General features: G+C 56.7%; 10 protein-coding genes. 4 read left to right on the top strand and 6 right to left on the bottom strand.

Features of this window, described 5'->3' with window-relative positions; translation table 11 throughout:
* The first annotated feature begins 29 nt into the window (after nucleotides 1–29).
* Nucleotides 30–2,426, top strand: a complete 2,397-nt coding sequence (locus VHE34_RS17040; protein WP_325590054.1) for an ABC transporter permease — start codon at nucleotides 30–32, stop codon at nucleotides 2,424–2,426.
* On the opposite strand, the gene VHE34_RS17045 is transcribed toward VHE34_RS17040, so the two are convergent.
* The 4 genes from VHE34_RS17045 to VHE34_RS17060 form a co-directional block, all read right to left on the bottom strand.
* A complete protein-coding gene (locus tag VHE34_RS17045) occupies nucleotides 2,412–3,245 on the bottom strand; it encodes an isocitrate lyase/phosphoenolpyruvate mutase family protein (RefSeq protein WP_325590055.1) in 834 nt (277 codons plus the stop codon). The genes VHE34_RS17040 and VHE34_RS17045 overlap by 15 nt on opposite strands.
* A 2-nt stretch (nucleotides 3,246–3,247) precedes the next feature.
* Nucleotides 3,248–4,963: a vWA domain-containing protein gene (locus VHE34_RS17050; protein ID WP_325590056.1), complete on the bottom strand. Its 1,716-nt coding sequence runs from the start codon at nucleotides 4,961–4,963 to the stop codon at nucleotides 3,248–3,250.
* A 187-nt stretch (nucleotides 4,964–5,150) separates the two neighbouring features.
* Nucleotides 5,151–7,562 carry an ABC transporter permease gene (locus VHE34_RS17055; RefSeq protein ID WP_325590057.1) on the bottom strand — a complete coding sequence of 804 codons (2,412 nt, stop codon included), beginning with the start codon at nucleotides 7,560–7,562 and terminating at the stop codon, nucleotides 5,151–5,153.
* 3 nt (nucleotides 7,563–7,565) lie between these two features.
* Nucleotides 7,566–9,950 (bottom strand): ABC transporter permease, encoded by a 2,385-nt coding sequence (locus tag VHE34_RS17060; protein ID WP_325590058.1) that lies wholly within the window; start codon nucleotides 9,948–9,950, stop codon nucleotides 7,566–7,568.
* Between the two features lie 221 nt (nucleotides 9,951–10,171).
* Here VHE34_RS17060 and VHE34_RS17065 point away from each other — a divergent pair, with 221 nt between their 5' ends.
* Entirely contained in the window at nucleotides 10,172–13,207 is a 3,036-nt protein-coding gene (locus tag VHE34_RS17065; protein ID WP_325590059.1) for an FG-GAP-like repeat-containing protein, read from the top strand.
* Here VHE34_RS17065 and VHE34_RS17070 read toward each other — a convergent pair.
* Nucleotides 13,202–15,589 carry a phosphoketolase family protein gene (locus VHE34_RS17070; RefSeq protein ID WP_325590060.1) on the bottom strand — a complete coding sequence of 796 codons (2,388 nt, stop codon included), beginning with the start codon at nucleotides 15,587–15,589 and terminating at the stop codon, nucleotides 13,202–13,204. The genes VHE34_RS17065 and VHE34_RS17070 overlap by 6 nt on opposite strands.
* The gene (locus tag VHE34_RS17075; RefSeq protein ID WP_325590061.1) at nucleotides 15,586–16,767 is read right to left on the bottom strand and encodes an acetate/propionate family kinase; all 1,182 of its coding nucleotides are present in this window, start codon (nucleotides 16,765–16,767) and stop codon (nucleotides 15,586–15,588) included. The genes VHE34_RS17070 and VHE34_RS17075 overlap by 4 nt, the downstream gene beginning before the upstream one ends.
* Nucleotides 16,768–16,896: 129 nt before the next feature.
* On the opposite strand from VHE34_RS17075, the gene VHE34_RS17080 reads away from it, so the two are divergent.
* Together VHE34_RS17080 and VHE34_RS17085 are read left to right on the top strand one after the other, a co-directional pair.
* The gene (locus VHE34_RS17080; protein WP_325590062.1) at nucleotides 16,897–17,361 is read left to right on the top strand and encodes a hypothetical protein; all 465 of its coding nucleotides are present in this window, start codon (nucleotides 16,897–16,899) and stop codon (nucleotides 17,359–17,361) included.
* Nucleotides 17,362–17,416: 55 nt separating this feature from the next.
* Nucleotides 17,417–18,745, top strand: a complete 1,329-nt coding sequence (locus VHE34_RS17085; protein WP_325590063.1) for a vanadium-dependent haloperoxidase — start codon at nucleotides 17,417–17,419, stop codon at nucleotides 18,743–18,745.
* The last annotated feature ends 4 nt before the right edge of the window (nucleotides 18,746–18,749 follow it).

An 18,749-nucleotide genomic window follows, 5' to 3' on the forward strand; every position in this document is an offset into this window, starting at 1 on the left:
TTGTACTCTTTTCTTCGCATATTTAAAGTATGATAAAGAACCTCCTAACCGTCGCCTTCCGCAATTTCAAGCGGGACAGCTGGTATAGCCTGTTGAATATCCTCGGCCTGACCATCGGCATTACTTTCAGCCTCTTCCTCATCTTCTATGTCAAGGACGAGCTCAGTTATGACAAGTACAACGAAAAGGCCGACCGCATCTTCCGCATCAGCAGCAATATCAAGGAGGCGGATAAGGACACCATGCGCTGGGTCTCCACCCAGTTCCCGCTGGCCCCCACGCTGAAAAAGGATTATCCGGAAGTGGAAGAGGCAGTGCGATTCGTTGGCGAGGACAGGAAGATGTACCGGCGGGGTGAGCAGCGCATCTACGAGGACAAGATCTTTTATACGGATAGCAATGTCTTCAAGGTCTTTACCTATCCCATGCTGCAGGGCAATCCGAATACCGCCCTGACGGAACCCAGGAGCCTGGTACTCACCGAGTCCGTCGCGGAGAAATTCTTTGGGAAGAGCAACAACGTCGTCGGTCAGACGCTGGAGGACGCCAAGGGCGAGATATTCAAGGTCACGGGCGTGATAAAGGACGTTCCCTATAACTCCCATTTCCGGTTCAACATGCTGATCTCGCGGACCACGCTTCCCAAGACGGGCCAGTTCGACGACAACTCCGGCTGGGGCTCGTTCAATTATTTCGCCTATGTGCTCGTAAAACCGAACACCGATCCGGCGGTCTTTCAGAAGAAGCTGATCCCCATGTACGACAAATACATGGCGCCCATCTTCGCGAAATTCAATGTCACCATGCGTTATGTGGTGCAGCCCATCCTCTCGATCCATCTTCACTCCAAAATGGCGGGTGAACCCGAGGAGCAGGGTAGCATGAACTATATCTACATCTTCTCGGCCGTTGCCTTCTTCATGCTGATCATCGCGTGCATCAACTATATGAACCTGACGACAGCCCGGTCAGCACGGCGGGCCAAAGAGATCGGCATCCGTAAGGTGACGGGCAGCACCCAACCGCAGTTGATGGCGCAGTTCCTGCTCGAGTCGACGCTCACTGCCCTCCTCGCGCTGCTGCTCAGCATCGGTTTGGTTGCCCTCTTGCTGCCGGTATTCAATACCCTCGCGGGCAAAAATTTCTCCTTCGGCCTCCTTATAGAGCCGGGCACCTTCCTGATCCTGCTGCTGATCGTGCTTTTCGTTGGATTCGTGGGCGGCAGCTACCCCGCCCTTTATCTCTCGAAATTCGATCCCATCCATATCCTGAAAGGCAGCCTTTCGAAGGGGTCCAGTAACGTAAGCCTTCGTCGGGTATTGGTGGTCACCCAGTTCTCCATCGCAATGATCATGCTTATCTGTACGCTGATCGTCTATTCGCAGTTGAACTATATCCGGCACCGGGACCTGGGTTTCGACCAGAACGAAGTGGTTACGGTACCCGTCAACACCAACCGTGACGCCCGAAGCCAGATCATCGCCTTCACCGACGCAGTCCGGAAGGACCCGCATATCAGGGCGGTCAGCACGGCCGAAGCCGTCCCGGGACAGGGCATCAGCTTCAACCTCTTCTCCGTACAAACGGATAAAGGATATATCGACCAGGGGGTCAACGTCTATGCCGTCGATGAACATTATTTCAAGACGCTGGGGATGCAGATCAAGACCGGCCGTGGATTCACCGGCCTGGGAGATACCCTGCACAGCATCGTCGTCAACCAGAATATGGTAGAATATTTCAAATGGAAGGACCCTATCGGCAAACGGGTGAAGTTTCCCGGGGATACCAGTGGCCGGTTCCTGGAAGTGGTGGGCGTCGTAAAGGATTTCAACCAACAGAGTCTGTACAATAAGATCGCACCCCTGATACTGGTCTACCGGCCGAACAACTATAATATTCAGCTGAAGCTGGACGCGGGGGACGTCCAGTCCGCCCTCGCCGGCGTGCAAAAGACCTGGCGCGCCAATTTCGCAGATCTGCCTTTCGACTACAACTTTCTCGATAAATCGCTGAACTCCCAATACGAAGCCGAGCAGAAGCGAGGTAAGCTGTTCACGACCTTTTCCGTCATCACGGTGCTGATCACCTGTCTTGGCCTGCTGGGGCTCATCGCCTTCACCACCCAGCAACGTCAGAAGGAGATCTCGATGCGCAAGATCATGGGAGCCGGATTGTCCCAGCTCATCACCCTTATCACCCGGAATTTCGTGGCGTTAGTGGGCATCTCCTGCATCATCGCCTTTCCCGTGGCCTACCTGTTCATGGATAAATGGCTGGGCCTATTCCAATATAAAATGGAATTCTCGCCGCTGCCATACCTGCTTGCGGCGATAACGGTGCTCCTGATCACCTTCCTGACGGTGTTGTATCACACGTTGAGAGCGGCGCTGGCAAATCCATCGCAAAGCTTACGATCCGAATAGTTTTTGGAACTCGCCGTACCGGGTGATGTTCTTCGCAAATGAGAAACTCCCTTTTTGCCGGATCTCTTCGGCCGCCTGCCAGAAAGGTCCATAAGCGGCGCGGGCAAGCGTGGAACCCAGGCTCACCCTTCTGACGCCCAGCGCCGCCAGCTGCCCGAGGGTGAAGTCGCCCTTGCCGAGTCCCATCACAACATTGACGGGCCTGGGCGCCACGGCGCGTACCACCGCGCTGATCTGCTCCGCCGTCGTCAATCCCGGCGCAAAAAGAATATCCGCACCCGCTTCGGCAAAAGCCTGCAGCCGGCGAATGGTGTCGTCAAGATCGGGCCTGCCGTGGAGGAAGTTCTCCGCCCTGGCGGCCAGTGCAAAGGGAAACGAAAGTTGACGCGCGGCCTTGACCGCCGCCTGCACGCGGCGTACCGCCAGGTCAACGGGATAGATCGGCGCCGCGGGATCTTCGCTGGCGTCTTCAATGGATCCGCCTACCAGCCCGGCGGCAGCAGCCAGCCGGATCGTTTCGGCACAAACCTCCGGCTCATCGCCATATCCATTTTCGAGATCACCGGCCACCGGCAGATGCGTTGCCTCGACGATGATCCGGGCGTTGGCAAGATTCTCATCACGGGTGACAGCGCCGGTGCCATCGGGCTTTGCCAGCGAAAAGGCAAGTCCCGCACTGGTCGTGGCCAGGGCCTCGAATCCAAGGTGGGTCAGAATGTGCGTCGAACCGGCATCCCAGGGATTGGGGATCGCAAAGATACCGGGTGCTTCGTGAAGGGCTTTTAACTTCTCGGCCTTTTCGCCTTGTGTGGGATTCATGGTTATTTTTTTCTTTCGTAAATGCCCCTGGCCTTGATGACCAGGTTGATATATTCCTTATCGATATAGTTATTGCCTTCAAAGGTCTTTCGGGTCATTCGTTCCAGATCCTGCCAGCTCGTCCCTCCGGAGTAGTCGGAATATTTCAACTTCATCCCGAAAAGCGCGATACAGGCGGCCTTTCGCAACTGCACGTCCGCCCGCCCGAAAGGAACCGGGCTGTTAGGACAGTCATAGGTGAACGTCCTAACCGCTTTTTTTCCGGGAAGCCGATAGTCGATCTTTATCTTGGCGATGTTCTCGATGGCAATTGAATCTTTCCGCGGAACCAACTCGAACAAGGCGGTCATCGCATGGGCGCTGCTGATAGTGCTTCCTTCCAGCCGCAACGCCGTATCGGCAAGCAGGTCCCGCCTGTTGTCATAGCCGATCAACCGGTAGCTGCCGACCAGCGTGGAATCGAAGCCGGCGCTGATCGATACGCTGTCGGCAACGCAAAGCAGATTTTCGTTGAACTCTTTTAACAATACCTTTTCCCCACCCCGCACATCCTCGATGCATTCGAAACTACCCTTGCCTCCTTTGGCCAGAGCAGGCAGCTCGACATTGTCGCTGTCCTTCATCCCGACGCCGATGCAGGAAAGGCCGACCCCACCCTCGCTTTCTTCTTCGACCAGTTGCTGCAGGTTATCGGCGGCGGTCTTATCGGCGCAGATATCTCCATCGGTGATCAGGATCACCCGGTTGATGCCATTTCGGATATACTGCTGGTGGGCAATGCGATAAGCCAGCTGCAACGCCGCATCCCCGGGAGATTCGCCATCGGCATGCAATTCTTCGATGGCCCGGATGATATCACCTTTCTTCGACCCCGGGATTCCCGCCAGTACGCTCATGTTGGCGCCGTACTGCACGAAAGATACGGTGTCGATATCCCGAAGATTCCTTACCAGCAGCCGCATCCCGGCCTTTATCAGCGGCAGCTTGTTGGGCATATCCATCGAGCCCGAGGCATCGATGGTAAAGATGAGGTGAGTGGGTGGCATCTGCCGCATGTCCCCCCGTTTCGCACTGACATTGACGAACAGCAGCCGGTGGCTCTTGTTCCAGGGACAGGATACCAGTTCGGAACTGCAATGGAACAGTTCGGCAGGAAGGGGCTCTTCATAAAAGAAATTGAAATAGCCAATCATCTCTTCGATCTTTACCGCCTCCGCCGGAACCGTCGTCCCCATATCGAGGAATCGCCGAACATTACAGAAAGAAATACCGTTCGGGTTGCCCGTAAAGGCCATCGGGGTCTGGCTTTCGAGAAAGGGATTCTCGACGACGCCAAAGCTTTTGTCCCCTGCATGCTCCGGATAGGGATCGCAATTCCGCCAGGAGATCAGCGAAGAGACCCGGGGCCGGTGCGGAGCGGACGGCGGGATAAGCCTCTTCAGGGTCACCTTCAGGAAATCGGTCGACTTGATGGCCGTGGTGTACTGTTCGTAACCGTTATAGGCAAAAGTGAGGGAATCGTCGTTCTTCTTCGAAATGATCTCGAAGTCGCCATACCGCCCAGTCTGATAGATCAGGCCGGTGGACTGCACTATTATCGCAACCCGCTGAAGTTTGTCGCCATGAAGGTCCTTGACCTCCCCGGTAAAATAATATTGGGCAGATAATGGAGAGTACGCAGTAATAAGCAGCAGCAATATGGATCCAATCCCTTTCACGAATGCAGTTTGCCGCGTTAAATTACGCATTTTTTGTAAAATACGGCGGGCAGGGGATCACTCGGACCGCGCTGCAGTTACTCGCTTCGCAAACTGTTAACCGGGTTGGCCATCGCCGCCCGCGGGATCGGCGGGAAGCCGATCGGCCGAAGGCCAATCATCAGCCGGTGCCAGGCGGTGCAGAGTTTCATTCACTCCGCAAACTGTTAACCGGGTTGGCCATCGCCGCCCGCACCGCCTGGTAGCTCACTGTCAGCATTGCAACAACCGCCACCGCCGCTCCCGCCCCGGCAAAAATCCACGCCGAAAGCGCGATGCGGTAAGCAAAGTCATGCAACCAGCTATTCATAAAAAACCATGCCACCGGCACGGCGATCAAAAAGGCCAGTCCCACGAGCCCAAGGAAATCAACCGAGAAAAGTGTTACGATCTGCGGAAGGGTTGCACCCAGCACTTTCCGGATACCGATCTCGCGGGTGCGCTGCTCAGCCGCAAAAAGCACCAGTCCCAGCAGTCCCAGGCAGGAGATGATGATCGCCAGCGTCGCGAACAGCACCGAGAGCTTCGAGATCATCAGCTCACTATTATACATCTTCTGATACTCTTCGTCGACGAACTGATAGGCAAAGGCGAGATTGGGGTTCACCTGCTTGTATACCGCGGCCAGGCTGGCCAGCGCCTGCTTTGTCTGACCCGGCCTTGTCCTGATCATGACGACGCCGAAATCCAGGTCTTCCTTGACATCGAGGATCACCGGCTTGATAGGCTCGCGCAGGCTGCGGGTATGATAATCCTTTACGATCCCCACGATATGACCCTTCTTATGCCAGGCGGAAATGGACTTGCCGATGGGGTCCTTCATTCCCATTTCTTTCACCGCCTCCTCATTGACGATAAAGGCGTCGCTGGAATCAGTGGGGTTCAGCCGCGAAAAATCCCTGCCCTTGATGACGGACAGGTGCATCAGCGGTATAAAATCGTATCCCACCGAAGCCGGCACAAAAGCCACTTTTGAATCCTTCGGCTTCCCTTCCCATTGTATCGGGTCCGTTACGTCGAAATTCATCGAATGAGGCGTCTCCGAGCTGCGGTCGACCATCGCAATGCCCGGCATCGTGGAAGCCCGCTGCCGGAACAATCGGTAACCGGCCGCGGTCGAGAGGGCGCCTTCTACCCGGACATAGACCAGATTCTCGCGGTCATACCCAAGGTTGCTATGCTGCACATAGTCGGTCTGACGCGTGATCACGATGGTTGCGATCAGCAGGACGGTGGACAGGACGAACTGGAACACCGTCAGTCCCTTCCGGACGACGACGGACGCACGGGTGAAGGTGAGTACGCCTTTCAGCACCCGCACCGGCCGCAACGAGGAAAGATACAGCGCCGGATAGCTTCCGGCCACCAGACCGGTCGCCGCCACGATGGCCAGCAGGGACAGCCAGGACCCCGTGCCGGAGAACGGCAGCCGGATAGACTTTCCCGTGAATTGGTTGAAGACCGGCAGAAGAAAGGCGACAAATCCTACCGATAGCGCCATCGCCAGCAAAGCAAAGAGCAGCGACTCGCCAAAGAACTGCCCGATCAGCTGCAACCGCGAGGAGCCCACTACTTTTCGCAACCCGACCTCCTTCGCACGTTTCACCGATCGCGCAGTGGCCAGGTTCATAAAATTGATGCAGGCGATCAGCAGGATAAAGACGGCCACGCCGCTGAAGATGCGGACATATTCGATCCGGCCGGTCGCCGGGCGGCCATTGGAAAAGACATTGTAGAGGTACTGATCGCTCACTTTCTGCAATCCAAGCCGGACCGTCACCCCCTTGATAGGGCCCATCGCCGTCAGCAGATACCGGGTCATCCCATCCTCGATTTGCTTCCGGTCGGCGCCCGGCGCGAGCTGTACATAGGTAATAAAGCTATTCTCCGCCCAGTTCAGTAAACCCGTTCGCTGCGCCTCCCAATTGTTCAAAAAATCAAAATGCAGCGAGCTGTTTGCCGGAAGATCTTCGAATACGCCCGATACGGTGAAATCCGTTTGGTTCTGCAAACGGATCGTCCTGCCCATCGCCGCATGGGGGCTCCCAAAAAGAGCGACCGCGGTGCGCCGGGAAAGTGCGATCCCCTTCATATCATGCAGGATGGTCGCGGCATTCCCTTCGACGATCGGGTAGGGGAACATTTTGAAGAAGTCCTCTCCCGCCCTGGCGCCATCCTGCTTTATTGTCTTATCCCCGACCTGCAGGGTCTCCGGATACCCCCAGGGCAGTTCATATCCCGTCTTATAATACGCGATCCGCTCGATCCCCGGAACAGAGCCTCTCATCCCTTCGATATATGGCGCCGGCATGTTCTTCTCAAAATGCAGCGGGGTCGTATACGTTCCGCCGGTAGTCCCGTCGCCCGTGTAGGATTCGTACAGGATGTACAGGTCCTTCCCCGCCGGCCCGAGATCATCGACGCTCTTTTCATCCCTTACCCATAAAAAGATCAGGATGCAAACGGTCATCCCCAGGGCCAGCCCCAGCACATTGATGGCGGCATACAACCGGTGACGGGCTATATTCCGCCAGGCAATGAGAAGATAGTTTTTTATCATAAGCTATTCGGTTCTTAAACTTTCAACGGGATTAGCCGTCGCCGCCCTGAAGGCCTGGTAGCTGATAGTGATCATCGTGATCCCAATGGCGGCCAGGGCCGTCAGAACAAACACATCATAGCGGATCTCGACGCGATAGGCAAAACCATCCAACCATTTATGCATCGCCAGCCAGGCGATAGGAAAAGCAATGGCGATGGCCACGCCCACTAGCACCAGGAATTCCCGGCTCAGCAAATAAGCCACCCGTACCACAGAGGCGCCGATCACTTTGCGAATCCCGATCTCTTTCTTTCGCTTTTGCGCAGTGAACGCAGTGAGGCCAAATAGCCCGAGACAAGAGATCAGAATGGCCAGACCCGCAAAACAACGGGCGAGGACCCCTACCCTGATCTCGGAAGCATAGAGATGGCGATATTCCTCATCCAGGTATTTGTACTCGAAGGTCATCCCGGGGTTGAACCGGTTGTAAGCCGCCTTTACTGCCGCGATGGTGGCGGCCTCGCTCCCCTTCCGCAGCCTTACAAGCACCTGGTCACCCGCCGGATAGCTCTGGAAGATCACGGGCTTCACGCCCTGGTAAATAGATTCGAAGTTGAAGTCTTTGGCAATCCCGACGATCTCGCGCTTCTCGCCCAATGCAGTCACCGTCTTGCCAAGGGGATCCTTCAGGCCCATCATCCGGATCGCTGTCTCGTTGAGGATGATCTCATGGTCTGCATTGGGATTCTGAGAAAAATAGCGCCCTTCTTTTAATTGAATGCCCATTGTTTCGAGAAAATTATAGCCCACTTCCAGGTTCGCAAACTCCATTCTGTATTGATCGGCAGTCCTGCCCGGCCATTCCATGCCATAAAACGAGCCATGGTCTCCCAATAGGTTGTGAAACTCGCCCGCGGCATTGACGACGCCGGGAATATTATTCAGCTGCTTTATAAAGGAAGAAGCGGAGGCAATGTTGGCAGAGTCGAATTTGAGGGGGATACCGAACTGGATGACCTCCTCGCGGTTATAGCCCGTGTCCCGGGATTGGATATAATCGATCTGCCGGTAGATCATCAGGACGCTGGCTATGAATACAACGGAGAGAGTGAATTGAAAAACGACCAATCCCTTTCTCGCCCATAATTCCCCCAGCGACGTACGGAGCGTCCCTTTCAGCACGGCCACGGGCCGGAAGGCGGAAAGATAAAAAGCAGGATAGCTGCCGGAGACGAGCCCGGTGAGCACCGTCATGCCCAGAATGGCGATGACCACGGGCGCTGCAAAAGACAACTGCAATTGCTTCCCGGTGATGTCGTTGAAGAGCGGCATCAGCAGTTTTGAAAGGAAAAGGGCCGCACCCAGGGAGAGAAAGCTGACCAGCAGCGATTCCCCGAGATATTGAATGACCAACGAAAGCCGGCCCGCGCCTACGACCTTCTTGATACCCACCTCTTTGGCCCGATGGGCGGCCCTTGCCGTCGACAGGTTCATGAAATTGATGCAGGCGATGAGGAGGATAAAGGCAGCGATGATGATGAACAGCCGGACATAAGTGATCCGTCCACCGCTCTGGACACCGTTCTCATAGTCGCTATACAGGTACCGGTCGCTGAATTTCGCCAGGAACAATTGGTCCGCCTGCCCTTTGGCCACTTTTTGCTGAACGAAGGGCGCGATCTGTTTGTCGACACCGGCCAGGTTCACGCCGGGCTTGACCAGGACAAACGTTTGCGGATCGGCATTGGTCCATTGCTGCAGCCAGTCCTTCTTCTCCAGCACAAGCGCATAATTGAACAACAGATCGAATTGCTCGGTCGCATTGGCGGGGTTGGGTTGAAAGATTCCGATGACGGCGAAGTCACCCGAAAGATCGAGCTGGTCATAGTGGATGATCTTCCCGATAATATCCTTTGTCGTCCCAAAGAGCGCCTGGGCGAACGGCTCGGAGATCGCCACCCCTTTTTTATTGGCGAATAATTGCCGCCGGTCGCCCTGCAGGAAAGGGCAGGAGAACACGCCGAAGTAGTTGCTATCGATGTATTGCGGTCGCGCTTTCAGCTTTTTATCGTCAACGCCGGCCACTCCGCCGGGGTTGAACCAGGAGGAAGGCAGGACCTCCGTTGCATTCTCCAGCGACGGCAGTTCCTTTTTCAGCGCCGCGGCCAGTATCCCCGGTGTCCCTCTTCCCACCATGATCCCACTCTCCGTCCTATGCCGGGTCATCACCTGGTAAAGCCGCGCATCATTGGAATTGTAATGCTCCATCGCCAGTTCATCGGCTACCCATAATCCGATGAGCAGCGTACAGGCCAGACCGACAGAAAGGCCCAAAATATTGATCAGGCTGAAGGACCGGTCCTTCAACAGGTTCCGCCAGGCGATCTTCAGGTAGTTTCTTAGCATACGGATACCGCTGCCACTATAATGCCCGTTTTTCAGCCGGCTGAATACCAATTCATTGGATTACTCCCTGGGAATTGTCGCTGTCCGGTATCGATACAACCGGTGTCCGCATCGCGTAGTAGGACGTGTTTTTCACTGTTTTATGAAACGAATAGATATTTTATATATATGTTTCTCTTTACACGATCTTTCTATTATCTTACCGCCAAATTCAATACCTCATGCCAAACCTCTACCCTGGCATTAAACCCGTAGTTGGTAATGGAAGACCGTGTGTCCTCCTGTTGATGAGCCTTTTCCTTCCCTTCTTTCTATTTGCACAACCCGTTATCACCGGCTTCAGCCCGCATTCCGGTCCCGTTGGTTCGACCGTGACCATTACCGGTACGAACTTCAGCCCCACCGCATCGGCAAACATCGTCTTTTTCGGATCGGTAAAAGCAAACGTTACGGCCGCCACAGCCACCTCGCTCACAGTTGCAGTACCCACCGGCGCCAGTTATCAGCCGCTGACGGTCACCACCGGCGGACTGACGGCTTTTGCGGCACAGCCCTTCGTCACGACCTTCAGTGACCCAGGTCAGTTTATGGCGGACGCCTTTTCCACGCGCAACGATATCCCTTCGGGGCAAACTCCGATGAGCGTTTTCAGCACGGATATCGACGGGGACGGCAAACCGGATATCGTGGTTGCCACCGGCGACGGCAATAGTATGGATATTTACCTGAACACGAGCACTCCCCAAAATATCTCTTTTACCCAGGTCGTCAGCGATCAGCTCCCTACCAGCTGGTATCCGTCCGCGATCACGGCCGGCGACCTCGACGGGGATGGCAAACCCGAGATCATCGTCGCCTGCTATCAATCCCCGAAATTAGCCATCTTCCGCAACACCAGTACGCCCGGCAATGTCTCCGTCGTCGCACCGACTGCCTACCAGGCCATCGGCAACTACACGCTCAGCCTCACCGTCGCGGATTGCAACGGCGACGGGAAACCGGAGATCGTCCTGGCCAGCGCCGCATCCAATTATGTCTCGATCTTTCCAAACAACAGCACTACCGGCAACCTGAGCCTGGGGACCCGCATGGACCTGCATCTTCCCTTGGGCACCACACCCAACACGGTCATCGCATCGGACCTGGATGGTGACGGCAGAACTGACCTGGCTTCGGTGAATTATGGCGCCAATACGGTGTCTGTCTTCCGCAATACGGGCCCCGTCGGCGGCACGCTGTCCTTTGCGGCCAACGTGGACTTCTCCGTTGGCGGCGGGGCAAACGACCTGGCCGTCGGCGATCTCGATGGGGACGGCAAACCGGACCTCGCCGTCGTCAACAACAGCGACGCCACCATCACCCTGCTGCAGAATGCCTGTACGCCCGGCAACATCAACTTTATCCGCGGAACCGATGTCCCGACGGGCACGATGAACCCCGGCAGCCCCCAGGCCTTGCGGTTAGGGGACTTCGATGGCGATGGCAAACCCGACATCGCAAGCGTCAACGAACTGGACCAATCCGTTTCGGTGCATCGCAATATCAGCACGGCCGGCGCTCCCGCCATCGACGTCAACGTCGACTATGCCGTGGGCAACCTGCCCTGGGGCCTGGCGATCGCCGATTACGACGGAGATGGACTACCGGACCTGGCGATCATCAACAACACCTCGAACACCATCAGTGTATTGCGGAATAAAGCGTCGATCGAAGCAAGCATCACGTCTTTTACGCCTACCTCGGGATCCAGCGGGACCGTGGTGTCCATCACCGGCGCCAACCTGAACGGAGCCACCGCCGTCAGCTTTGGTGGAGTCGCCGCCACTTCCTTCACGGTCAACTCGGCGACCAGCATTACGGCTACTGTCGGCGGCGGAGCTACGGGCGTGGTCACCGTCCTGACGCCCGCGGGTTCGGCCAGCCTTGGCACCTTTACCTATGGCGCGCCGACCCTGTCGATCACCAACTTCAACCCCACTTCCGGCGGCCCCGGTACCGTCGTCACGATCGACGGCTCGAATTTCACGGGGACGACCAGTGTCAGTCTTGGTGCATCACCCGCCGCCTCTTTCACCGTCGTCTCGGATAACCAGATCACAGCCGTCGTCGGCAACGGCAGCACCGGCGTTATCAGCGTCGCCGCCGGAACCAACAGCGGTCAGTCCACAGCGAGCTTTACCTATACTCCCCCGGCCATCAGCATCACTTCCTTCAGCCCTGTATCGGGTTCCAAAGGAGCTCCGGTGGTGATCAAAGGTCATGGCTTCCTAAACGCGGACAGCGTCTACTTCGGCAACGTATCCGCCTCCCGGATCACGATCACCGGGGATACTTCCATCACCGCCTATGTGGACAGCGGCGCCTCGGGGAGTGTCATCGTGGTCGGCCCGGGCGGCATGGATTCCAGGTCGGGCTTTACCTTTATCGACAATTCTCCGCCGCCACCGCCGCCATCCACGATCATCTCGATCACGTCTTTTAGCCCGGCAAGCGCAAAGACGGGCGATACCCTTCATATCCGGGGAACCAACCTCAGCACGGCCAACGCCGTCACGCTGGGCGGCACGAATGCCCAGTTCCAGGCGCTCTCCGACTCTACGCTGATCGCCATTGTCGGCGCGGGTTCGACCGGCGCCGTATTGGTCGCCAATAGTACCAATGCCGATTCACTGCTCCTGTTCACTTTCTTATATGACACGACAAAGCAGAGCGCCCCGGGGGCGTTCCAGCTGATCCAGTTCAGTGGTTCATTATCGGGTAGCAATGATCCCAAGCTCCAGTGGCAGGTGAAGAATGACGCAGGCATTTCGTACTATGCCGTAGAACGCAGCGGCGACAGCATCCTGTTCAACGTCGTGGGCACGGTCAGGTCAATGCGGAGCAACGGGGTTAGCCATACCTATACGTATACGGATGCCGATGCAGTCACGGGCACCAATTGGTACCGCCTGAAGATGCAGGATACTACCGCGTCATATACCTATAGCAAAAAGATCAGGGTCCAGCCTGCGAGCCAGGACATGCCGGTCTATCCCAACCCGGTCAAATATGGGTTCTTTTATCTCGATGTACCGGATGTCAACGACGCCTCGCAGATCCAGCTGGTCGATATGGCCGGGAAGGTGCTCCAGTCCGTCAAGGTTGCGCCGGGGATCACGCAGGTCCGCGTCAACGTTCCTGGTCTGTCGGCGGGAACCTACCGGGTCGGGTGGACGAATGGGAAACGGACGGCATCAACGACGATACTCGTACTATAGGGACCATTTCCAGTTGAGCACCTCCGGCAAATCGATGCCCTCCTCGCGGATATAGTTCCGGTGGCGGATGCGCATATCCTGCATCTCCTGGTTGAGATAGGCCGCCCGCTGCCCCAGTTGGGGTAAGCGGTTGACGACATCCATCACCAGGTGAAAGCGATCCATATCGTTGAGAACGGTCATATCGAACGGCGTGGTGATGGTTCCCTCTTCCTTATATCCCCTGACATGAATGTTACCATGGTTGGTGCGCCGGTAGGTAAGCCGGTGGATCAGCCAGGGATAACCGTGATAGGCGAAGATCACGGGCTTGTCGACGGTAAACAGCAGGTCGAACCCGGCATCGCTGAGCCCATGCGGATGCTCGGTCTGCGGCTGCAGCTTCATCAGGTCGACCACGTTCACCATCCGGATGCGCAGATCGGGCAGCCGGCTGCGCAGGATCGAGATGGCAGCCAGGATCTCGAGCGTAGGCACATCGCCGGCGGCTACCATCACGACGTCGGGCTCCGAATCCTGGTCGTTGCTCGCCCATCCCCAGATACCGACGCCCTTGGTGCAATGCAACACCGCCTCATCCATCGTCAGCCATTGCGGTGCAGGATGCTTGCCCGCAACGATGACGTTCACATAGTGCCGGCTGCGCAGACAATGGTCCATCGTCGAAAGCAGACAATTGGCATCGGGCGGGAGATAGACCCGCACGACCTCCGCCTTCTTGTTGACGACATGATCGATGAATCCGGGGTCCTGGTGGGTAAAGCCGTTGTGATCCTGCCGCCAGACATGCGACGCCAACAGATAGTTCAACGAGGATATCTTTCGGCGCCAGGGAATGTCGAGGGTCACCTTCAGCCATTTCGCGTGTTGGTTGAACATGCTGTCGACAATATGGATAAAAGCTTCGTAGCTGTTGAAGATGCCGTGCCGTCCCGTCAGCAGGTAGCCTTCCAGCCAACCTTCGCACTGATGTTCGCTCAGCACTTCCATCACCCGGCCATCACCGGCCAGCCACTGATCCTGGGGAAGGATAGGCTCCTCCCATTGCCGGTTGGTAACCTTGAAAACAGCGTCCAGTTTGTTGGACACGGTCTCGTCGGGACCGAAGATGCGGAAATTGCGTTCTTCCTCATTATAGCGGATGACATCGGCCAGGTACGTTCCCAGCACGGTGGTGTCGGAGGCCTTCATCGATCCGTGATCACCCACCGCGACGGCATATTGCCGGAAATCGGGTAGTTTCAGCTGCTTCAGCAGGAGCCCGCCATTCGCATGCGGGTTAGCCCCCATCCGCCGCGATCCATCCGGCGCAAGCCCGGCCAGCTCCGGGACAAGGGTCCCCCGATCATCGAAAAGTTCCCAGGGCCGGTAGCTTCTCATCCATTCCTCCAGCAACTTCAAATGCGCAGGATTCGTGGCCGGATCGGTGATGGGCACCTGGTGACTGCGGAACGATCCCTCCACCGGCAGACCATCCAGCATCTTCGGTCCCGTCCAGCCTTTCGGCGATCGCAGGACCAACATCGGCCAGCGCGGCCGTTCACCCGTGCCGTTCTCCCGCGACGCGGTATCCCGGATGATCCGGATATTTTCAATGATCGAATCGAGCGTGACCGCCATGGTCCGGTGCATCGCCTCCGGTTCGTCGCCTTCGACAAAATAGGGCTGCCAGCCATAGCCCGTCATCAGCTGTTCCAGCTCGTTCCGCGTCATCCTCGCAAGTACTGTGGGATTGGCGATCTTATACCCGTTCAGATGCAGAATGGGTAACACCGTTCCATCCGTTACGGGGTTCAGGAATTTATTCGAATGCCAGGCCGTCGCCAACGCGCCCGTCTCCGCTTCGCCGTCACCGATGACACAGGCGACCGTGAGCCCGGGATTATCGAAGACGGCGCCAAATGCATGGCTGAGCGAATAGCCCAGCTCCCCGCCCTCATGAATGGAACCCGGGCATTCAGGCGATACATGACTGGGTATCCCGCCCGGGAAGGAGAATTGCCTGAACAGTTTTTGCAGCCCCGCCTCGTCGCGGCTGATATTGGGGTAGACTTCACTATAGGTGCCTTCCAGGTAAGTATTGGCGACCAACGCAGGACCGCCATGACCCGGACCCGAAATATAGATCATGTCCAGGTCGTATTGCCGGATGAGCCGGTTGAGATGCACATAGATGAAATTCTGCCCGGGTGTCGTACCCCAATGCCCCAGCAGCATGTGCTTGATGTGTTCGGGCGCCAGCGGGTCACGCAACAGGGGATTGCCTTTCAAATAGATCTGCCCCACGGACAGATAGTTTGCCGCCCGCCAGTAGGCATCCATCCGGTTCAGCATTTCCGCGGAAAGAACATCCATCGGATGCGTCAGGTTTTGCGTTGTCATAAAAAATGTTTAACGGTTCTTGCAATGATCGATTCTTCATCCGTAGGAATGGCATAGACTCCCACCCGGGTGTCCTCGCAGGAGAGAAAAAGATGGTTGTTGGCGTTCGCGCGCTGGTCCAGCTGGATGCCCAGCCAGCCGAGCCCGGAACAGATGCGGCTTCGGACAGCCGCCGACCGTTCCCCGATGCCGCCGGTGAACACAAGGGTATCGAGCCCGCCCAGCACGGCGCAGTAGGCGCCGATGGTCTTCTTCACCTGGTAGCAAAAAAGCGCCACGGCCTCCGCCGCCCGGGGATCCGTACTTTCCTTCTCCAGCAGGTCCTGCATGTCCGGGCTGGTCGCCGATACACCCAGCAACCCGCACTCTTTGTTGATCAGGTGACTGAGCCGGCCCGCATCGAGTTTTTCCCGGTCCGTCAGCCACCAGAGAACGCCGGGGTCGAGATCGCCCGGCCGGGTCCCCATCATGATCCCGCCGGCCGGCGTGAATCCCATCGTGGTATCGATGCTGCGGCCATCTTTTACCGCCGCAAGGCTGGCCCCGTTGCCCAGGTGCGCGAGGATCACGGACCCGCCGGCAACCGGGGCCCCGGCAATCCGCGTCAGCTCCTCTAAGATATAAGTGTACGACAGGCCATGAAAACCGTAGCGCTGCACACCGGCTTCCGAATAGCGGCGGGGGATCGGCAACTGCCGCGCCACCTGCGGCAGGGTGCTATGAAAAGCGGTGTCGAAACAGGCAATCTGCGGGATGTGCGGACGGTGTTCGCGAAAGATGCGGATCAGCTCGATCTCGCCGGGAAGATGATCGGGATCGTAGGAGCTGATCCGACGCAGATCGTCCAGCAGGGCATCGTCGACCCTGGCAGCCTGCCGGTGCTGAAGACCATGCACGACGCGGTGCCCTACCCCCGCCAGCGGCAGCACCCCCTCCTGTTGTTCCAGCCAACCGGCCAGGAAGAGTGCCGCCCCGGGGACGCCTTCCGCCTTGACCGGGATCTTCCCGTTCGTATTGTTTCGATTATCCGTAAACGTTAGCTCCGCATCGGGAAGCCCGATCCGCGTGATCTTGCCGGAAAGCCATCTGACGGGCGGCTCATCGCCGGTATACAGGGAAAACTTGATACTGGATGATCCGCCGTTGACAGCCAGAATATTTTTATTTCCCGTATTCATTATTTACTTAAAGTTAGCTACCTTGTACCGTTGTTCAGACGGATTGCGACCATATTATTGTTAACATTTCTGCTGTTTAATTGGGTAGGATACTGGCTATTGATCTCCTGGTATGAAAACCGGGAATCGGTGGGTTGGGAATCACGGCTTGATCACCGGCAATATGACCCCGACCAGCTGGTTCTTTTCAAGGTGTCTGCCGCATCAGTGCCTTACTCTACGGCCTCCGCAGGCTTCGAACGGGCCGACGGCGAATTGCAGGTCGGCAATATCCACTACAGATATGTGTTGAAAAGGTTGTACAACGATTCCGTCGAATTTCTTTGCCTTCGCGATGCGGGAAACGGCCGTATCCAGCACGCAAAAAGCGAGATCATCCATCTGGCCCTCGATGCGCCCGACGGAAACAATCACGGCAAATCCTCGCCCGCCGGAAAGAACTCTTCGCCGCTATTGACCATCTTTTATCAGCAGATTCCCGCCTGGGACATCTGCAATTTTCCTGCCCGCGAAATCAGCACGAGGACCGATCGGGTCCTTCCACTTTGTCCCGGTCATGTACGCACGGGCTGGCAACCGCCCAGGATGAGTTAGATCCAGCCTTGTCCCATTCAAGACATTCTATTTTTGATTAACCTTTGTTTCAATAATGAACCGTATTTCCGTATTCGCCTTCGTGGCGATCTTCTTTTCCGCATGCAACACCAAACACGATTACGATAAGATCTTCAAGGATCCTAATCTCTATTGCAACACCGTCCATGAACTGAACACGGTCGTCATGGGCAATAACTTCGGCCCCATCGTCGCCTCCCGCAACTACCTCTATGCCGCCGTTGCCGGCTATGAAGTGATTGCCGCGGGCTATCCCGACCATTGGGCCTCCCTTTCCGGCCAGGTCCATGGCCTCGGACCCATCCCCAAACCCGACACCACGACCCATAAGATCGATTTTGAGCTCGCCGCCCTGCTGGCCTACTGTAAGCTGGGCGAGGCGGTGACCTTCCCCGAAGGAAGTATGCGCGCGTATGTAGACAGCCTGAAAAAGATGGCGACCGACCACGGCATGCCTTCCGACATGCTGAAGGCTTCCATCGAATACGCAGACACCGTGTCCGCTGCTATCAAGGCATGGTCGAAAAAAGATCACTATGCTGAAACCCGCGGCGCCCCCGAATACATGGTCTATGACTCTCCGGGCAGATGGAAACCGACGCCTCCCGCCTATTCCCCGGCCATGGAACCCCACTGGAGTGAGATCCGCTACGTCGCCATGGACAGCGTCCGCCAGTTCATGCCCCATCCCCCCTATCCTTTCAACGTCACCGACCCAAAATCGCTCTATTATCGCGAGGTAAAGCTGAGCCAGAATATAGTCGACAGCCTCACGCCCGAAGAGGCCTGGATCGCCGATTTCTGGGATGACAATCCCTTTAAATTGAATGTCTCCGGTCACCTGATGTTCGGCACGAAAAAATTCTCGCCTGCCGGCCATTGGATGGGCATCACGGGCATCGCCGCGCAAAAGGCCGGCGCCGATTTCCCGACAACCGTCGCCGCATATGCAAAAACGTCCATCGCCCTTTTCGACGCGTTTATCCAATGCTGGAATATCAAATTCACTTACAACACCCTGCGGCCCGAGACGGCTATCAACCAGTATTTCGATGCCAACTGGCGGCCGCATCTCCAGACCCCGCCCTTCCCCGAATACACCTGCGGGCACTGTACGATCTCGGCCTCGGCGGCAGAGACACTGACCAGCATCTTCGGGGATAACTTCGCCTACACCGACACGACGGAGCTCGAGTTCGGCATCAAAAGCCGCAGTTTCACCTCCTTCCGGCAAGCCGCTGATGAGACCGCGAAGTCCCGCTTCTATGGCGGTATCCATTACAAATACTCCTGCGATGTCAGCCACGACATGGGAAATGACATCGGCGACCTGGTCGCCGACCGGATCAAAATGAAGAAATAAAAGC

The organism is Puia sp. (assembly GCF_035546395.1).
Taxonomy (GTDB): domain Bacteria; phylum Bacteroidota; class Bacteroidia; order Chitinophagales; family Chitinophagaceae; genus Puia.

Coding starts and splice junctions, on each gene's coding strand:
- VHE34_RS17040 (WP_325590054.1), top strand. CDS start 30: ATGATAAAGAACCTCCTAACCGTCGCCTTCCGCAATTTCAAGCGGGAC.
- VHE34_RS17045 (WP_325590055.1), bottom strand. CDS start 3,245: ATGAATCCCACACAAGGCGAAAAGGCCGAGAAGTTAAAAGCCCTTCAC.
- VHE34_RS17055 (WP_325590057.1), bottom strand. CDS start 7,562: ATGATAAAAAACTATCTTCTCATTGCCTGGCGGAATATAGCCCGTCAC.
- VHE34_RS17060 (WP_325590058.1), bottom strand. CDS start 9,950: ATGCTAAGAAACTACCTGAAGATCGCCTGGCGGAACCTGTTGAAGGAC.
- VHE34_RS17065 (WP_325590059.1), top strand. CDS start 10,172: ATGCCAAACCTCTACCCTGGCATTAAACCCGTAGTTGGTAATGGAAGA.
- VHE34_RS17070 (WP_325590060.1), bottom strand. CDS start 15,589: ATGACAACGCAAAACCTGACGCATCCGATGGATGTTCTTTCCGCGGAA.
- VHE34_RS17075 (WP_325590061.1), bottom strand. CDS start 16,767: ATGAATACGGGAAATAAAAATATTCTGGCTGTCAACGGCGGATCATCC.
- VHE34_RS17085 (WP_325590063.1), top strand. CDS start 17,417: ATGAACCGTATTTCCGTATTCGCCTTCGTGGCGATCTTCTTTTCCGCA.